The organism is Paraburkholderia sp. NPDC080076, assembly GCF_050281145.1.
Lineage (GTDB): Bacteria > Pseudomonadota > Gammaproteobacteria > Burkholderiales > Burkholderiaceae > Paraburkholderia.
Window position 1 is genome coordinate 15,996 of record NZ_JBNNWQ010000003.1, and the last position, 17,216, is coordinate 33,211.

17 protein-coding genes and 1 pseudogene are annotated in these 17,216 nt (G+C 64.6%); 9 read left to right on the top strand and 9 right to left on the bottom strand.

Annotated elements, in window-relative coordinates:
- The first annotated feature begins 10 nt into the window (after window positions 1–10).
- Entirely contained in the window at window positions 11–628 is a 618-nt protein-coding gene (locus ACQKRQ_RS12350; RefSeq protein WP_132374208.1) for a TetR/AcrR family transcriptional regulator, read from the top strand.
- An 18-nt stretch (window positions 629–646) separates the two neighbouring features.
- Here the strand turns inward: ACQKRQ_RS12350 and ACQKRQ_RS12355 are convergent, their stop codons facing one another.
- Window positions 647–859 carry a hypothetical protein gene (locus ACQKRQ_RS12355; RefSeq protein WP_132374209.1) on the bottom strand — a complete coding sequence of 71 codons (213 nt, stop codon included), beginning with the start codon at window positions 857–859 and terminating at the stop codon, window positions 647–649.
- 284 nt (window positions 860–1,143) lie between these two features.
- On the opposite strand from ACQKRQ_RS12355, the gene ACQKRQ_RS12360 reads away from it, so the two are divergent.
- Together ACQKRQ_RS12360 and ACQKRQ_RS12365 are read left to right on the top strand one after the other, a co-directional pair.
- Window positions 1,144–2,202, top strand: coding sequence for a LysR family transcriptional regulator (locus tag ACQKRQ_RS12360; RefSeq protein WP_408287384.1), 1,059 nt, complete (start codon window positions 1,144–1,146; stop codon window positions 2,200–2,202).
- Between the two features lie 146 nt (window positions 2,203–2,348).
- The gene (locus ACQKRQ_RS12365) at window positions 2,349–2,798 is read left to right on the top strand and encodes a GNAT family N-acetyltransferase (protein ID WP_427477202.1); all 450 of its coding nucleotides are present in this window, start codon (window positions 2,349–2,351) and stop codon (window positions 2,796–2,798) included.
- Window positions 2,799–2,846: 48 nt separating this feature from the next.
- Here the strand turns inward: ACQKRQ_RS12365 and ACQKRQ_RS12370 are convergent, their stop codons facing one another.
- From ACQKRQ_RS12370 to ACQKRQ_RS12405, 8 genes are all read right to left on the bottom strand, one after another.
- Window positions 2,847–3,236 carry a cupin domain-containing protein gene (locus ACQKRQ_RS12370; RefSeq protein WP_132374212.1) on the bottom strand — a complete coding sequence of 130 codons (390 nt, stop codon included), beginning with the start codon at window positions 3,234–3,236 and terminating at the stop codon, window positions 2,847–2,849.
- 115 nt (window positions 3,237–3,351) lie between these two features.
- Complete coding sequence (locus ACQKRQ_RS12375) at window positions 3,352–4,251, bottom strand: AraC family transcriptional regulator (RefSeq protein ID WP_427477204.1); 900 nt, start codon at window positions 4,249–4,251, stop codon at window positions 3,352–3,354.
- A complete protein-coding gene (locus ACQKRQ_RS12380) occupies window positions 4,248–4,478 on the bottom strand; it encodes a DUF2795 domain-containing protein (protein ID WP_427477206.1) in 231 nt (76 codons plus the stop codon). The genes ACQKRQ_RS12375 and ACQKRQ_RS12380 overlap by 4 nt, the downstream gene beginning before the upstream one ends.
- Before the next feature lie 196 nt (window positions 4,479–4,674).
- Window positions 4,675–4,929, bottom strand: coding sequence for a hypothetical protein (locus ACQKRQ_RS12385; RefSeq protein ID WP_132374214.1), 255 nt, complete (start codon window positions 4,927–4,929; stop codon window positions 4,675–4,677).
- Between the two features lie 279 nt (window positions 4,930–5,208).
- Window positions 5,209–6,546, bottom strand: a complete 1,338-nt coding sequence (locus ACQKRQ_RS12390) for a C45 family autoproteolytic acyltransferase/hydolase (protein WP_427477208.1) — start codon at window positions 6,544–6,546, stop codon at window positions 5,209–5,211.
- A gap of 164 nt (window positions 6,547–6,710) precedes the next feature.
- A complete protein-coding gene (locus tag ACQKRQ_RS12395; protein ID WP_132376878.1) occupies window positions 6,711–8,444 on the bottom strand; it encodes a ClcB-like voltage-gated chloride channel protein in 1,734 nt (577 codons plus the stop codon).
- A gap of 112 nt (window positions 8,445–8,556) precedes the next feature.
- Window positions 8,557–9,294 carry a glutathione S-transferase gene (locus ACQKRQ_RS12400; protein ID WP_427477210.1) on the bottom strand — a complete coding sequence of 246 codons (738 nt, stop codon included), beginning with the start codon at window positions 9,292–9,294 and terminating at the stop codon, window positions 8,557–8,559.
- Window positions 9,295–9,478: 184 nt separating this feature from the next.
- Window positions 9,479–10,573: a YeiH family protein gene (locus ACQKRQ_RS12405; RefSeq protein ID WP_132374217.1), complete on the bottom strand. Its 1,095-nt coding sequence runs from the start codon at window positions 10,571–10,573 to the stop codon at window positions 9,479–9,481.
- Window positions 10,574–10,693: 120 nt separating this feature from the next.
- Here ACQKRQ_RS12405 and ACQKRQ_RS12410 point away from each other — a divergent pair, with 120 nt between their 5' ends.
- The 6 genes and pseudogenes from ACQKRQ_RS12410 (at window position 10,694) to ACQKRQ_RS12435 (ending at window position 17,169) form a co-directional block, all read left to right on the top strand.
- Window positions 10,694–11,584 (top strand): LysR family transcriptional regulator, encoded by an 891-nt coding sequence (locus ACQKRQ_RS12410; protein WP_408180770.1) that lies wholly within the window; start codon window positions 10,694–10,696, stop codon window positions 11,582–11,584.
- A gap of 170 nt (window positions 11,585–11,754) precedes the next feature.
- Window positions 11,755–12,528: a sugar phosphate isomerase/epimerase family protein gene (locus tag ACQKRQ_RS12415; protein ID WP_427477213.1), complete on the top strand. Its 774-nt coding sequence runs from the start codon at window positions 11,755–11,757 to the stop codon at window positions 12,526–12,528.
- 136 nt (window positions 12,529–12,664) lie between these two features.
- On the top strand, window positions 12,665–13,648 hold the full coding sequence (locus ACQKRQ_RS12420) for a sugar kinase (RefSeq protein WP_427477215.1): 984 nt from the start codon (window positions 12,665–12,667) through the stop codon (window positions 13,646–13,648).
- A 128-nt stretch (window positions 13,649–13,776) separates the two neighbouring features.
- A pseudogene (locus ACQKRQ_RS12425) lies at window positions 13,777–15,067 on the top strand (MFS transporter).
- 4 nt (window positions 15,068–15,071) lie between these two features.
- Entirely contained in the window at window positions 15,072–16,037 is a 966-nt protein-coding gene (locus ACQKRQ_RS12430) for a 2-hydroxyacid dehydrogenase (RefSeq protein WP_427477217.1), read from the top strand.
- A gap of 55 nt (window positions 16,038–16,092) precedes the next feature.
- Complete coding sequence (locus ACQKRQ_RS12435; RefSeq protein ID WP_427477219.1) at window positions 16,093–17,169, top strand: LacI family DNA-binding transcriptional regulator; 1,077 nt, start codon at window positions 16,093–16,095, stop codon at window positions 17,167–17,169.
- The last annotated feature ends 47 nt before the right edge of the window (window positions 17,170–17,216 follow it).

Sequence of the window (17,216 nt, forward strand, 5' to 3'; positions counted from 1 at the left end):
ACTTGCGCCCATGAAACGGCAACGACTGACACGCGAGCAGAGCAAGGACCAGACGCGCGAGCGTCTGCTCGACGCTGCGCAAGCGATTTTTATGAAGAAAGGCTTTGTCGCGGCGAGTGTCGAGGACATCGCCGGGGCGGCGGGCTATACGCGTGGCGCGTTCTATTCGAACTTCCGCAGCAAGAGCGAGTTGTTTCTCGAACTACTGCGGCGCGACCACGAGATCATGCAGGCGGGGCTGCAGGCCATTTTCGCAAGCGCGGCATCGCGTGAGGAAGCGGAGGAGCGCGTGCTGCGCTACTACAGCAACCTGCATCGCGAGAACAAGTGTTTCCTGCTGTGGGTGGAGGCGAAGCTGCTCGCGGTGCGCGACGGCCGCTTCCGGATCCGCTTTAACGCATTCGTGCACGAGAAGCTCGAGCAAATGAGCGCGTATATTCGCGAGTTTTCGGCGCGAGTCGGCACGCCGATGCTGATGCCGCCGGAGACGCTGGCGATCGGCTTGATGGGGTTGTGCGACGGCGTGCAGTTTTTCTACACGGTCGACCCGCAGAACGTCCCGGCGGAGATGGCTGAAACGGTGCTGGCGGGATTTTTCGCGCGCGTGGTGTTCGGGCGCGACGCGTAAGCGCGTTGAAACGCGCGATCAGTTGGTCGGCAACTGGGTGCAGGCGTCGGCAACCGGCGTCGCGCACACGTACGAATACTGACCGCTGTAGCGCAGCACTTCTTTGCCCACGTGCAGGACCACCTTGATGTCGGGGCAGCGTTCGTAAGCGATGAAGGCCGAACAGGCGGCGGCGGACCAGCAGACCAGCGAGAACGCGATTTTTTCGAAAAGCTGAAAACGGTGTGTCATAGCGATAGCGATTGATTACTTTCGGGCGCTATGTTACCAGAGTACTAGGGTTTATACCTAGTCAAAATTCGCAATAATGCTCGCAATAAAACCCGCCATAAGTCCGCGAAGGTGACGTGAACGCCTCGCAAACCTGTCCGGATTGTCATGTTCAGGTCAGGGTTGGGACATGATCGGGTCGATACAATCGGATCGTTGGGCAAACCCGCGCGCGCCTTGCCGCACGGGTCGACACAGGCGCGAGGGGTGCGCCGGCCCGGCTTTACCGAGGCAGGAGTCGTCCAATGAACCAATTGCAGTCGATGCGCGTATTCGTCAAAGTGGCCGACCTCGGCAGTTTCGTTGGCGCGGCCGGCGCGCTGGACCTTTCCACCGCGGTCGTCACACGCCATGTCGCCGATCTGGAAGCGCGCCTCGGCACGCGCCTGCTCAATCGCACCACGCGCCGCCTGTCGCTGACGGAGTCCGGCACGACGTATCTGGAGCGCGTGCGCCACATTCTCGATGACCTCGAAGGCGTGGAGCAGATGGTGGTGGCGCGCAATCACGAGCCGGTCGGCACTTTGCGCATCGTCGCGCCGGTGGTGTTCGGGCTGCACAGCCTCGCGCCCGTGGTGCAGTCTTATGCCGCGCGTTATCCGGATGTCGTGCCCGATGTCACGCTCGCGGATCGCCATGTCGATCTGGTGGAAGAGGGCTTCGACGTCGGCATTCTGGTGGCGCGGCACATGCGCAGCGCGAGCATCGTCACACGGCGGCTGACCACCGGTTACTTGACGGTTTGCGCGACGCCTGCCTACCTGGCGCAGCACGGCACGCCGACCCGGCCCGAGCATCTGCTCTCGCATCCGTGCCTGAGCCGGCCGGCCGAACAGGGTGGCGAGGAGCGTGTGTTCACCGGGCCGAACGGCGAAGTCCGCGTGCGCCCCACGAATGCGATCGTCGCGAACAATACCGAGATGCTCAGGCAGTTCGCGCTGCTGGGCATGGGCGTGGCGATCCTGCCGAGCTATCTGATCGGCCGTGACCTGGCGTCCGGGCGACTCGTGCCGCTGCTGCGCGACTACCGTTTGCCGCAGATCGAAATCACGATCGCCTATCCGAGCCGCCTGCATTTGCCGGCGAAGGTGCGCACTTTCATCGATCACCTCGTCGAGTATTTCCAGCAGCCGGGCCGGCAGGCGCGCGATCCGCGTACCGTGGCGCCGGCGCGTTCCGTGACCGAGTCGGCAAAGGTTGTTGCGGACATGGACGACCTGTCGCTGCCGGAATTGGCCGCCGACGCGGCACGTCCTTCGCACAAGTCCGCGCGCTCGCGGATCGCGGCGTCGTCGCCGTTTTGATTTGGCGCGCGAGGGGCGTTGGCGTGTGAGGTGCGGCGTTAGGGTTTTCGGCTGAGACGTGCGCGACTGGGTTATCTTCTTCGATTCGAGGCTCGTGCAGCCGCACGAGTTCGATAACGATAAGACTACCCGGAGAGCCGAACCGCATGAACCTGAGTTTCGCCGGCACGACGTTCGCCGACATCGACACGCTCGTGCACATCCGCATCGCGGCGATGCGGGAAAGCCTGGAGCGTGTTGGCCGCTTCGATGCGGTGCGCGCTCGCGAGCGCTTCGTTGCATCGTTCGATCCGGCGTTTTGCCGGTTCATTCTGATCGACGGCGCGCAAGCCGGATTCGTGCTGTTCAGGTCCCTGGCCGATCACCTCGTGCTGGACCATCTCTACATCGTCCCCACGCAGCAAGGCAGGGGAATCGGGCAAGCGGTACTAGCCGAACTGTTCGCGCAGGCGGATTCGAAATCGCTGCCGATCAAAGTAGGCGCGCTGCGCGACAGCGACTCGAACCGTTTTTATCGCCGCCACGGCTTCGTCAAAACCGGCGAAAGCAAATGGGACATTTATTACGTGCGCGAGCCGCGCGGACGAATCTCGTAGATGAGCCACGTGCCGGCCGACGCCGCGGCGAACTGCGAGATTGATTGCCTAAATCCACACGTCGTTCGCCGCCGTCCGTTCGCTGACTTCCTCGCCGGTATTCTTCACACCGCGCGGCTCGATCAGCAGCAGCTTCACCTCGCGTTCGGCGTACGGTTTGTGCTCGGTGCCCTTCGGCACCACGAACATCTCTCCCGCCGAAATCAGCACGAAACCATCGCGCAGGTCGATGCGCAATTGCCCGTCGAGCACGATGAAGGTTTCATCGGTATCGGCGTGCTCGTGCCAGATGAAATCCCCTTCGATTCGCACCAGCTTGAACTGATAGTCGTTCATTTCAGCGACCACGCGTGCTTGCCACTGGTCGTTGAAGAGCCGCAGTTTTTCGGCGAAGTTGATGGCCTGATACGGCCGTTGAGTGATCTGTGCGTCGGACATCGCAGTGCTCCTCCTGAGCGGTTGTGTCAGGCAGGAGCGTACGGCGCAAGCCGGAGCCGGGTCTTGAACGTTTGTGCGCGCTTGTGCGGCGCGGTACGATCCGGCGCGCCTTCGCTCAGCGCGCGCCGGGCGCCGGCGAGCCGAGCATCTTCAGCCACTGCGCCGGCGCGACGCCCCAGGCGTGCTTGAAGTGCCGCGTCATGTGACTCTGATCGGCAAAGCCGCTTGCCGCCGAGGCGTCGGCGAGCGACACACCCTTGAGCACCAGTTGCCGCACGAGATCGAGACGCCGCATGGTCAGATAGCGATGCGGACTGGTGCCGAACAGCGCGCGAAAATCGCGCGACAGACTCCAGCGGTCGCGGCCCGCGGCGGCGGCGAGTTCGTCGAGCGTGACGGCGCGATCGAGCGACGCAAGCAGGTAGTCGCGCGCCAGCGTCGCCGCGCGGTAATCCACCGGACGTGGTGTATCGGGCGCGCCTGCCACGGTGTCGAGTGCGACGGCCAGATCGTAGAGCGCGCTGTCCTGTTCGAGCGGGTCGATGGCGCTGTCCATCGCGCGCAACAGGCTCTCGGTGGCGGCGAACAGGCGCGGATCGTTCGACAGGCCGCCTTCCAGGAACGGCAGCGGCTTGCCGTCGAGCGCCTGCTGGAACAGCGCCGGATCGACATAGATCATGCGGTAGTGAAAACCGTCGCCGGTGCCGGCCTGGCCGTCGTGCGGTTCGTCAGGATGCAGCACCATCGTGCCGCCCGGCAAGCTGTTGCGGGTGCTGCCGCGATAGCGAAAGCTCTGCACCCCGGCCAGCGTGCGGCCGATCGCATAGGTATCGTGCCGGTGCATCGCGTAGCCGGCCTGATGAAAGAAAGCCTCGATCCGTTCGATTCCGCTCACACCGGCCGTCTGCGGCGAGCGATAAATCCAGTCGGAACCGCGCTTCTGCCCTGACGAAAGCGAAAGCGGAAGGGACGGCGGGGGCGAACCAGTCGGCGATGAAGCCGGTTCCTCGCTCATGCACCGAGCCCCGGACCGTAATTGCCGCTGATGAGGCGCGTCACCGAAGCCACGTCGGCGTAATCCTGTTCCGGCAAGCCGTCGAGCATCGACAGCACTTCGTTGCTCGCGCCGGCTTCGCGCGCGGCGTCGACCAGCGCGTCCTTGTAGGTCGGAAACTGGACTTCGCTCAGAAGGTCGGTGATTTGCAGGTCAATCGATTCGCCGGGAATAGCCGATGCGTTCATGCAAGCGCTCCTGTTGATACGGTTGGACGTGATGGGAACTGGGGACGTGAGTGTTGCCGCTGAATGAGGAGCCACAGCCTGCGCGACCCGTTACTTATCGCTTTAGAAAGTGCACAGCCGCGCTCGCCATCGTCGCCGTTTCAGGGCCACGAAGTCTCACGCATACAACCGGCGCGTACATCTGCGCATGCCGGCGTCAGGTCTGCAAATGCTCGTTCTGTCCGGTAAAGCTTCGATCGAGATGCCGCGATTTGGGCAGCGCGATATGTTGCCATTGTTGCGGACGATTATCGTCCGTGGCGGCGACGTCCGGCGCCGCGGGGGCGACGGGTGCTGCGTTGGCGCGTTCGGCAAGACTATTGGCGTTCGTGCCGTCCGGCGCGGTGTGAACCGGCGCGGCAAAACACGAGGCTGACAGCGTCACCATGGTCAACAGTGTCGAGGTTTTCATCGCCCGACCTCCTAAGCTCATGCGGCGCTGACAGTTGAGCAAGCGCTGTGCCGTCCCCGCGTCGAAAGGACGGCGCATGCTACACGCGGTGTTGCCGAGGTGTCGCAGTGGGCGGCTAACTCGCATCTTCCATCTTAGATGCGCAAACTCTGCAGGGCGCGCACATTTGCGGCAAAACGGTATTGTAGATTTCAGATAATGGCAGAAAGCCGGCAACAACGCAGCAGCGCCGTCGCGAACGGTCGTACTACGGCATGTTGCAGTGCGGCGGACGCCGTTCTAACGCAATATGTCGAAGCGCGTCCACGGCCACGACGGCCGGTCGCGCATATAACCGTTCAGCCAGTTCCACTGCGGATGCCGCTTCATGAACGCCTGCGCGTCGAACGGCCGCCCGCACGGATGTCCCCAGCGCGCGCTGAACGCCATCTCGCGCGCCATTTCGCTGTCGACCACTTTGCCGTCGTTGGCGCCCCACGGATTGAACGGTCCGTGATCGGTGCCGCCAAAGCGCGCGTCGTCCAGTTCCAGATGCCCGCAGATGGTGCGCGAGCAGGGGTTGTCGTTGCGGTCGAGGTAGACGTCGTGATGATCGGCGATCATCTCCTTGGCCAGTTCCACGTCGATCTTGCCGTGATGCATTTCTTCGAGCTGCATGAAGCGCAGGCGCCGCGCGCCGTTCTTACGCACGTCCGTATAGTCCTCGCCTTCGCCGAGGCATTCCTGATTGCGGATCTTCAGGTCGGTCGCGGTGTTATAGCCGCTGTAGAAACCGTCCTTGGTGCTCTCGAATCCGGAGAAGTGCAGGCCCAGTTCGTAGCGCGCGATCTCGCCGGTCTTGGCGTCGCCAAGCAGCCAGCTATTCGCATAGCCGCCGTTGTTGGCGATGGCGAACATTTCGCACCATTCGCCGATGCTGTTCGCGTACTGCGACGCGCGCCGCGAACGATAGAACTCGGGCGCGCCGGCCGCGTTGTAGCCGACGAAGTTGGAGATGGTGGTTTCCGTCACCATCAGCCCGGCGGCGGTGACCCAGAAATCGGTAAGGCTGGAAATGCAGCCGGGCAAGCCTTGCATGAGGATGCGATTGCCCTGGTCCGGCACGATGTCGAAGATCACGTTGAACGCGTCGCCGGCGGCGTAGCGGTCCCACGAGTTATGCGCCATCACGATGCGGCCGTCGCGGGTCGCGCGGCCGGTGGCGATGAACGCGCTGCAATGATGCCCGCGCCGTCCGCGCCACGGCTTCACGCCGAGGTTCGGCTGCTTCTGCGACGCGTGGGTCGGCCACCAGCTTTGCAGCAGATCCATGTAGCCGTTCCACGCCAGCACTTCGGCGAACGGCAGTTGCGCGCCGTCGGCGATGCCCTGGATTTCGTCGGCGAATTCGGTGTCGAGCTTGTTGGCGAACTGGGAGACGGCGGCGTTGACGAAGGTCTCGAAGTCTTCGCCGGTGTCCCACTTCGCGAGATAGCGGGCGGTGTGGATCGCGTTGCGGATTTCGCCGGCGAGCAACTGGCCGTGTTGCTCGCCGCGATCGTACGGCTCGCCTTCAAGGTGCAGGAAAATCCAGCCCGCCTGATCACGGCGCACGGCATCGGGGGACGGTTCGCTCATCTTCGCTCCGATCGAAGGACGGGCGTCTCGGTGCGCCCGTTTTGGCGTAACGCGCGCTGTCGGCGTTCGCCGCAGCGGTCTGTCCATTGTAGAAAATCTGGCGCGCTTTGCACGCGCGCCAAAGGCAGCGCGGGCGCTGCGCGAAGGCGAGTTGTGCGTGGCGACTAACGCGTCGGATTCATGCGGAAATACGCGTCGAGCAGCGAGGTTTTATAGACCACGCCGGCGAGCGTCGGATGCGCGGCGCTTTCGATCACCGGCAGCCGTTCGCCCTGAAACGCGAGGAAGTGCTGCAACGCCACGCCGAGCGGCATGTCCGGCGTGAGCACGTCGAAATGCGGCTGTAGATAATCCGCCGCGGTCTTCGCCGACGTGTCGCTGCCGTCGAGCAGATCGGAGGTGATGTCCTTGAGCGCGACCACGCCGAGAAACGCGCCGGACTCATTGGCCACATAGAGATACTTCACCGGATATTCGAGGAACACGCGCGTCATGTCCTGCACGCTCGCGTTGGGCGGCACGACGGTTTCGGCGGGACGGATCAGCTCGCGCATCTGCGTGGCGCGCAGGCGCGAGCGCTCCTGTTCCTCGTGATTGCGGCGCAAGGTGATTTCATACATGGAGGTCTTGCCGATCGCGCGCGAGACGAAATAGGCGACCACGCAGGAGAGCATCAGCGGCAGGACGACCTGATAGCTGAGCGTCATCTCGAAGATCATCAGGATCGCCATCAGCGGCGCCTGCGTGGCGCCTGCCAGAAACGCGCCCATGCCGACCATCGCATAGGCGAACGGCGCCGACGTGCCGTGCGGCCACAGCGCGTGCATGCCCTGGCCGAACAGCGAGCCGACCACCGCGCCGACGAACAGCGTCGGCGTGAACACCCCGCCGACCGCGCCGGAGCCCGCCGTGGCCGCCGTGGCGACGAGCTTGAACACCAGCACGAGGACGAGCGCGGTCCACGTCCACGGCGAATGCAGAACCGAGTTGACGACGCTGTAGCCGTTGCCCCACACCTCGGGTGTCCAGACCGACAGAATGCCGACCACGAGACCGCCGAGCGCGAGCCTCACGGGCAGCGGCACCGGCAGCTTGCGAAAGCTTTTCTTCGACACGTCGAGCAGCCGCAGAAACTGCGGAGCCGCCGCGCCGCACAGCACGCCGAGCGCGACGAACAGCAGCACTTCGACGCCGGCGACCGGCGGAAACACCGGCATTTCGTACGGCGGCTTGTAGCCGGCGAATTCACGCATGGTGATGTTGGCCACCACCGCCGAGACCACCACGGGCCCGAAGCTTTCCATTGCGATCGAGCCGAGCACGATCTCGGTGACGAAAAACGCGCCCGCGATCGGCGCGCTGTACGCGGAAGTGATCCCGGCCGCCGCGCCGCACGCCACCAGCAGACGCAGCCGCGACGGATCGAAATGCACCCAGCGTCCGATCAGCGACGCGGCGAGCGCCGCCAGTTGCACCATCGGACCTTCACGGCCGATCGACCCGCCGCTCGAGATCGTGAACAGCGACGACACGCTGCGCCACAAGCTCAGCTTCACCGGCACCACGCCGTCGCCGATCGCGACCGCTTCCATGTAGTCGACGTGATTGCATTTGTCCGCGTGACGCTGCGCGATCAGCAGAAAGAAGCCGGCGATCAGGCCGCCCGCCGCGGGCAGCCAGATCCGCACGGTCCACGGCAAACCGCGCGCCATTTCGACGAAGCTGCCGGACTTGCCGACCACCGCGAATTGCAGGAGCGCAATGCCCTCGCGAAAGGCGATCGTCGCGAAGGCGCCCGCGACGCCGACGACGACCGACCAGATCAGCATCGTGTGGGCTTCGGAGAGACGGAACAGATCTTGGGCGCGGGTGCGCAGCTTCAGCAGGAATGAAAGCACGTCGTCGGTACGGGGCGTGAAAGCGGGTGGATAAGCGCGCACGGCAACAGCATCGCGCCCGCTTTGGACGGCGGGCGCGAGACGGTGAGTGAGCGAGGGAAGAAGGCGTGGCTCAAGTCGCCGCCTTGTCGAGTTCAGGGTAGTGCCGGAAGATGCAGGCCTCGTTGTGTTCGATGCGCCGCTCGGACTGCAGATACGCGGCGATGTTGGGCCGCTCGATCACCGCGTCGTGCAAGGCGGCGAGCCGCGGGTAGTGTTCGCCGAAACGCTTGAGCGCGCGCGGAAACGCATACAGCAAGCCGTCGATCAGCTGGAACATCGACAGGTCGACGTAAGTGAGCGCGTCGCCCACCATGAACTGATCGCCGGCGGGATTCTGTTTGAGCACGCGCTCGAAGTACGACATGAATTTCGGAATGCGGTTGTCGATGAAGTCGTGCGCGCGCACTTTGGCGGCGTCTTTCTGGTCTTCGTAGTAAAGCGCGCTGGCGAGCGGATGGTGCGTGTCGTGCGCTTCGGTGACCATGTCGGCGATGGTCAGCTGCAGGCCGTTGCCTACATAGCGCAGGCTCTCCACCGTGGGCGCAAGGTTCAGCCGCGGACCGAGGTAGAACAGGATGTTGGCGGTCTGCGCGATCACCAGGTCGCCGTCCTTCAGAAACGGCGGCGCGAACGGCGGATACGGCTCGTCCTTGCTCTTCATCACCGACATCATCGCGTTCGTGCCGAGACCCTCCGACCGTTCGCCGCGCGCTACTTCCACGTAGTCGGCGCCCGCTTCCTCCAGGGCGAGCCGCACGAATTCGCCGCGGCCTTGCAGGCCATCCCAATAGTAAAGTTCCAGGCTCATCGATCGATCCTCATTCCGGTTGCATTGACACAGACGCAAAGACGGCGCGCAGAAGCGGGCCGCGCAAGCATGCTGCATGAGCTGACGACGCCAGCAACCAGTATGCCGCGCGAGCGCGACGGATGGGTCTCCAGAATGCGCAAAACCCCGCACGCGGCGGGGTGGGTGTGAAGGCGAGGGCGGCTTAGCCGAACAGGTGCTGGACGGTCCATGTAATACCCAGTCCGCCGGCAATCAGCCACACATACAGGATGAAGCCCGTGGTCAGTGCGCGAGGGCCGGCCTGACGGATTTGCGAAATGCGTGTTTCGATGCCGAGCGCGGTCATGGCCATGGTCAGCGCGAAGGTGTCCAGCATGTTGAGCGTGCTGGTCGCGCTTTCCGGCAGCACATGCAGCGAGTTGATCACGACGAAGGCGAGGAAGCCGAGCGCGAACCAGGGAATCGCCAGCTTGCGCGGCGCGTTGCCGTGGGCGCCGTCCATGCCGCCCGCAGCTGAATCGCGGCGCGCCGAGCGGTTCACCCACATGCCGACCACCAGCAGCACCGGCACCAGCAACATCACGCGGGTCATCTTGACGATGGTGGCGATATGCGTCGCTTCCGGGCTCACATTGCTGGCCGCACCGACCACCTGCGCCACTTCATGGATCGTGCCGCCGAAAAAGAGGCCCGCGCCGACCGTGTCCAGATGCAGCCAGCCTGCCTTGAACAGAACCGGGTAAAGGAACATCGAGAGCGTGCCGAACAGCACCACGCTGCCCACGGCCATCGCGCTTTTGTGCGGCTTCGATTGCAGCGTCGACTCGAAGGCGAGCACGGCGGCGGCACCGCAGATCGCGCTGCCCGCGGCGGTCAGCAAGGCGGTGTCGCGGTCGAGCTTCATGATTTTCATGCCGGCCCACGTACCGATCACGAGGGTGCTGACCACGATCAGGACGGATTCCGCGAGGCCGGGCACGCCGACCTGAGCGATTTCCTGCAGGCTCACGCGCAGCCCGAAAAAGGCCACGGCGATGCGCAACAGCTTGCGCGCCGAAAAATTGACGCCGGCAGCCCAACTGGCGGGCATGCCGTCGCGCAGCGCGTTGCCGTAAATGGCGCCGGCCACGATGCCGACGATCAGCGGGCTCAAGCCCAGTCCGGCAATGGCGGGAATCGCGGCGATGCGCGTGACGGCAGCGGCAAACAGCGCGACGAACAGAATGCCGTTGAGCTGCCCGCGGGTGGAAAACCCGGCAGGCGTCGTACTGGCGGCGGTGAGATGAGCGGTGGACATGGAACAGCCCTTTTCTGTGACTGACTAAGATTCGATGGGCTAATCCTAAATTAGATATATCGATATGAAAAATCATGATTTAGAATGTAAGGTATCGCCTGAGCTGATACTTTGACCGTCATGACCCCAGACCAACTTATAACGTTCGCTGCAGTCGCCGAGCATCGCAATATCAGCCGGGCGGCTGTGGCGCTGCATTTGTCGCAGCCCGCCGTGTCCGGCCAGTTGCGGCAGTTGCAGGACGAATTCGGCGAGCCGCTGTATCAGCGCGACGGCCGTGGCGTGCGCCTCACGCCTGCCGGCGAGCAACTCGCCAGCTACGCCACGCGGCTGCGCGACACCTGGCGGCAGGCGCATGCGTACCGCGACGCCTTGCGCGGCCTGGAGCAGGGCACCTTGCGGATCGGCGCGAGCACCACGCCCGCAAGCTATTTGTTGCCGTATCTGATCGCCGACTTCCATCGCCGCTATCCGGACGTCACATTGCATACCGCTGACGGCAACACCACGGAGATCGTCGGTGCGCTGGATTCGGTGGACATCGCGATGATCGAGGGGCCGGTCGGCGTGGATCTGCCGCCAGACACGGCGGTGCATGCGTGGCGCGAAGACGAGATCGTCGCGATCATGCCGCGCTCGCATCCGTTGGCGCAGTTGGGCGACGGCGGCCCCGCAGACCTGGCGGCCTTCGGCGAGCATCCACTGGTGTTGCGCGAGGCAGGCTCGGGCGTGCGGCAGATCGTCGAGCGGGCGTTTGCGCGGGCGGGTGTGCCGATGCGCGTGGCGCTGGAGATTGCCGGCGTCGAAGGCGTGAAGGAAGCGGTGCGGGCGGGTATGGGCATCGGCTTCGTGTCGGCGATGTCGATGCGGCACGAGGACCGCGCGCTGTGCCTGCTGTCGCTCAGCCCGGAGCCGCTCACGCGGCGGCTGTCGATCCTGGTGCCCCATGCGAGCGCGCCATCGCGGGTAGTGGAGCAGTTTCTCGCACTGTGTCTAGCCGAGGGACCTTGAGGCTCGAGGTCCGAGCGCCGTGCCAACCGCGCCTGGGGATTTCCACTATGGTGCATGTCGGCGGCCTCGGCGACTATTCGGGCATCGCAAGCGCCTCGGCGCTTTTTTTCGAAGTGTGTTTGGAACCGGTTCCAAATGCCGATCAAGAAACAGATTTGAGTAAATTCGACATGGCTGACGCAGTGGACGTGGTGATCGTCGCAAGCGCATTCGGGATGGAAGCGGTCCGCACGGACGGTCATCTGAAGTGGGCGCGAGCGAGCAAACAGGCCGGCGCGGCGGGTTTCGAAGTGCGCCGCGAACTGTTCGCCGACGAAACCGACGCCGCTCCGCACAACCTGCGCGCGCTCGGCAAGCAGATCGCGGAACTGGGCTTGTGGTCCGTATACTCCACGCCGGCTGCGCTGTACACGGCGCAGGGCAAGCTCGATGCGGACGCGTTGCGCCTCTCGATCGAAGAGGCGCTTGCGCTCGGCGCGCGCTTCGTCAAGTTGCAGCTCGGCGGTTTCGCCGCCGACGCCAATGCCACTGTGATCGCCGATCACCTGCGCTGCGCGCAATTGCGGCTCGTCGTCGAAAACGGGCAATTGGCCGAGGGCGGTTCGCTCGCGCAGTTCACCGGCCTGTTCGACGCGTTGGCGCGCGAAGGTCACGCCGACGTGCTCGGCATGACCTTCGACATCGGCAACTGGGCCTGGCGCGAGGTCGCGCCGCTCGAGGCCGCCGCGCCGCTGGCGGCGCATGTGGAATACATCCATTGCAAGACGACGATGGGCGAGGGCGCACGACGCTTTCCCGCCGCCCCGGCCGCCGACGATACGCAGTTCGCCGCGGTGCTCGACAAGCTGCCGCGTCATGTGCCGCGCGGCATCGAGTTTCCGTTCGATACGAGCCGTGTCGACACGGACGCGGCGCATTACGTCGCATGGCTGGCCGTCGCGTGAGCGGCAGCAGGACCTGAGAGAAGGCAGCGACACCGGAGACAGCACGCGGCAAGCAGCACGCGGCGAACGGTAAGCGGCAAGCATCCACGCAAAACTCGCAAAACAGGCAGCAAGAGAGATTACGCAGGAGCGAAGCATGAGCAAGACAAGCGCAGCACTCGATGTCATCACCTACGGCGAAGCTATGGCCATGTTCGTGGCCGCCGAAACCGGCCCGCTCGCGGGGGTCGGGCAGTTCACGAAGCGCGTCGCCGGCGCCGATCTGAACGTGGCGATCGGTCTGTCGCGCCTCGGCTTCAAAGTGGGCTGGATGAGCCGCGTCGGCAACGATTCGTTCGGCCAGTACGTACGCGACACGTTGACGAAAGAGGGCATCGACCAGGGCTGCGTGACGACCGACGAGCGCTATCCGACCGGCTTCCAGCTCAAGTCGAAAAACGACGACGGCAGCGACCCGGCGATCGAGTATTTCCGCAAGGGTTCGGCGGCGAGCCATCTGTCACTGGCCGACTACTCGGCGGACTATGTGCTGCCGGCGCGTCATCTGCATCTGACCGGCGTGGCGCCCGCGATTTCGGCGACCTCGCGCGAACTCGCGTTCCATCTGGCGCGCGAAATGCGTGCCGCCGGTAAGACGATTTCCTTCGACCCGAACCTGCGTCCGACGCTGTGGCCGTCGCGCGCCGCGATGGTCGAAGGCCTGAACGCGCTCGCCGCGCTGGCCGACTGGGTGCTGCCCGGCATCGGCGAAGGCGAGATTCTGACCGGCTACACGCAGCCGGAGGACATCGCGAAGTTCTATCTGGATCAAGGCGCGCGCGGCGTGATCATCAAGCTCGGCGCGCAGGGCGCGTACTTCCGCACCGCTGACGATGCCGCCGTGATCGCCGGCCAGCCGGTCGCGAATGTCGTGGACACGGTCGGCGCGGGCGATGGTTTCGCGGTCGGCGTGGTGAGCGCGCTGCTCGAAGGCAAATCGCTGCCGCAAGCCGTGGCGCGCGGCAACCGCATCGGCGCGCTGGCGATTCAGGTGATCGGCGATTCGGAAGGACTGCCGAGCCGTGCCGAACTCGACGCGCTGGAAGCGGCCGGTGCGCCGTCCATCGCGGCCGCGGCCTGAAGATCCGCGAGCGAGGTCCGCAACCGGCCGCGTTCCGTCAAGCTGCCTCGATAACAGCAAGAGCGCTCGAACAGAGCGCCCCATGACCGTTCATCATTGTTTCGGGAAGCCGTCCAAGGAGACACCCCATGACCTCATCGCTTGCGATTCGCCGTTGGTGGACGATCATGCCGATCGTATTCATCACCTACAGCCTCGCTTATCTGGACCGCGCCAACTTCGGTTTCGCGTCGGCCGCCGGCATCAACCAGGATCTCGGCATCAGCAAGGGACTGTCGTCGCTGATCGGCGCGCTGTTCTTCCTCGGCTACTTCTTCTTCCAGATTCCCGGTGCGATCTACGCGGAACGCCGCAGCGTCAAGAAGCTCGTGTTCTGGAGTCTGATTCTGTGGGGCGGTTGCGCGTCGCTCACCGGCATGGTCAGCAATATCCCGTCGCTGATGGTGATCCGCTTCGTGCTCGGCGTGGTTGAAGCCGCGGTGATGCCGGCCATGCTGATTTTCATCAGCAACTGGTTCACCAAGAGCGAGCGTTCGCGCGCCAACACCTTTCTGATTCTCGGCAATCCGGTGACGGTGCTGTGGATGTCGGTGGTGTCGGGCTATCTGGTGCACTCGTTCGGCTGGCGTCACATGTTCATCGCAGAAGGCGCGCCCGCGATTCTCTGGGCCGTGTGCTGGTGGTTCATCGTGCAGGACAAGCCGCAGCAGGTGTCGTGGCTCACGCAGCAGCAAAAGGACGACCTCGCCGAAACGCTGCGCGCCGAGCAGGCCGCGATCAAACCGGTGCGCAACTATAGCGACGCGTTCAAAACGCCCGCGGTGATCAAGCTGTGCGCGCAGTATTTCTGCTGGAGCATCGGCGTGTATGGTTTCGTGCTGTGGCTGCCGTCGATCCTGAAGAACGGTTCGACGCTCGGCATGGTCGAAACCGGCTGGCTCTCGGCGCTGCCTTACCTCGCCGCGACCATCGCGATGCTTGCAGCTTCGTGGGCATCGGATAAACTCAATCGCCGTAAAGTATTCGTGTGGCCGTTCCTGCTGGTCGGCGCGGTGGCGTTCGCGGCTTCGTACGCGCTCGGCTCCACGCATTTCTGGCTCTCGTACGCATTGCTGGTGATCGCCGGCGCCGCGATGTACGCGCCGTATGGCCCGTTCTTCGCGATCGTGCCGGAACTGCTGCCGAAGAACGTCGCGGGCGGCGCGATGGCGCTGATCAACAGCATGGGCGCGCTCGGTTCGTTCGTCGGCTCGTATGTGGTCGGCTATCTGAACGGCGCGACCGGTTCGCCCGCGGCGTCGTATGCGTTCATGAGCGTGGCGCTGATCGCCGCCGTGATTCTGACGCTGATCGTCAAACCGCAGCCGCAAGCGCAGAACAACGCGCCCGCCGCTCGCCACCCCGTTGCAAGGAAAATAAGCTGATGAAGAAGATCGTCGCCTGGAAGTCGCTGCCCGAAGATGTGCTCGCGTATCTGCAACAGCATGCGCAAGTCGTGCAGGTCGACGCCACGCAGCACGACACGTTCGTGGCCGCGTTGAAAGATGCGGACGGCGGCATCGGTTCGAGCGTGAAAATCACGCCGGCGATGCTCGAAGGCGCGACGCGGCTCAAGGCGCTCTCAACTATCTCCGTTGGCTTCGACCAGTTCGACGTGGCCGACCTCACGCGCCGCGGCATCGTGCTCGCGCACACGCCGGACGTGCTGACCGAGTCCACCGCGGACACGGTGTTCTCGCTGATCCTCGCGTCGGCACGGCGCGTGGTCGAACTCGCCGAGTGGGTGAAGGCGAGGCATTGGCAGCACAGCATCGGCCCGGCTCAGTTCGGCGTCGACGTGCAGGGCAAGACGCTCGGTATCGTCGGGCTCGGACGGATCGGCGGCGCGGTGGCGCGGCGCGCGGCGCTCGGCTTCAACATGAAGGTGCTGTACACCAATCGCAGCGCGAACCCGCAGGCCGAAGAGATGTACGGCGCGCGGCGCGTCGAGTTGGCGGAACTGCTCGCCGTGTCTGACTTCGTTTGCCTGCAAGTGCCTTTGACGCCGGAGACAAAGCACATGATCGGCGCGGCTGAGTTGAAGTCGATGAAGAAGAGCGCGATCCTGATCAACGCCTCGCGCGGCGCGACCGTCGACGAAAAGGCTCTGATTGAAGCGCTGCGGAACGGCACGATCCACGGCGCCGGTCTCGACGTGTTCGAGACCGAACCGCTGCCGGCCGACTCGCCGCTGCTGAAACTCGCGAATGTGGTCGCGTTGCCGCATATCGGTTCGGCGACGCTTGAAACCCGTCACGCGATGGCGCGCAATGCGGCGGAGAACCTGGTCGCCGCGCTCGACGGCACGCTGACCAGCAATATCGTCAACCGCGACGTTCTCGCCAAGTGAGGCGCTCAGTGAGCCGATTGATGAGCCGATTGATGAGCCAATCCACGAGCAGCCGATGAGCACGACGCCGCAGGCCACGCCGCGCCGCGCGACCATCACCGACGTCGCGCGCGAAGCCGGCACGGGCAAGACCAGCATTTCGCGCTATCTGAACGGCGAGATGAGCGTGCTGTCGCCCGAACTGCGCGCGCGTATCGAGGCCGCGATCGCGCGCCTCGACTATCAGCCCAACCAGATGGCGCGCGGCCTCAAGCGTGGCCGCAACCGCCTGATCGGCATGCTGCTCGCCGACCTGACGAATCCCTACACGGTCGAAGTGTTGCAAGGCGTGGAAGCGGCATGCCACGCGCTCGGCCTGATGCCGCTGATCTGCCATGCGGCGAACGAAGTCGAGATGGAGCGGCGCTATCTGCAACTGCTCACCACGTACCGCGTGGAAGGCGTGATCGTCAACGCGCTCGGCGTGCGCGAGGAGACGCTGCGACCGGTGGGCGGCGGCGGGATTCCGGCGGTGCTGGTGGACCGTTCGGTGGATGGGCTCGTCGCGGATATGGTCGGTCTCGACAACCGGGCGGCGGCCGAACTCGGTACGCGGCATCTGCTGGACAATGGTTTCGACGATATCTGGTTCGTCGTTCAGCCTTTCGAGCAGGTGAGCTCGCGGCAATTGCGCGAAGCGGCTTTTCGTGAGGCGATGAGCGAGCAGGGTGGGAACGGCGCCGCACGCGGTCACACGCTAGTGCTGAATCTCGCGGATGCCGTCGACGTCGAGCGCAGCCTCGCCGAACTGGACCGCGCGATCGACGCGGCCGCCCACACGCGCGACGCCGGCGCCACGGGCAACGCCGCGCGCGTCGCCTTGTTCGCGGCCAACGCGCCTGTCGCGCTGTGTCTCGCGTTGCATCTGAAAGCGCGCTACGGCGCCGACTGGCAAGCCCGCGTCGCGCTGCTTTCCATCGACGACCCCGAATGGGCCGAATTGACCGGCGTCACCACGATCCGTCAGCCGACTTACGAGATCGGCTACCGCGCGGTCGAGTTCCTGCACGAACGCATCGAAGGCGTTCAGACCACCGCGCGCGACTGCCTTTTGCCGGGCGAATTGATCGTCCGCGCCTCCACTTTGCGCTGAATTCTCGCCGATCTGCGATCATTCGGGCTGCGGCGCGCAGCGGGTGC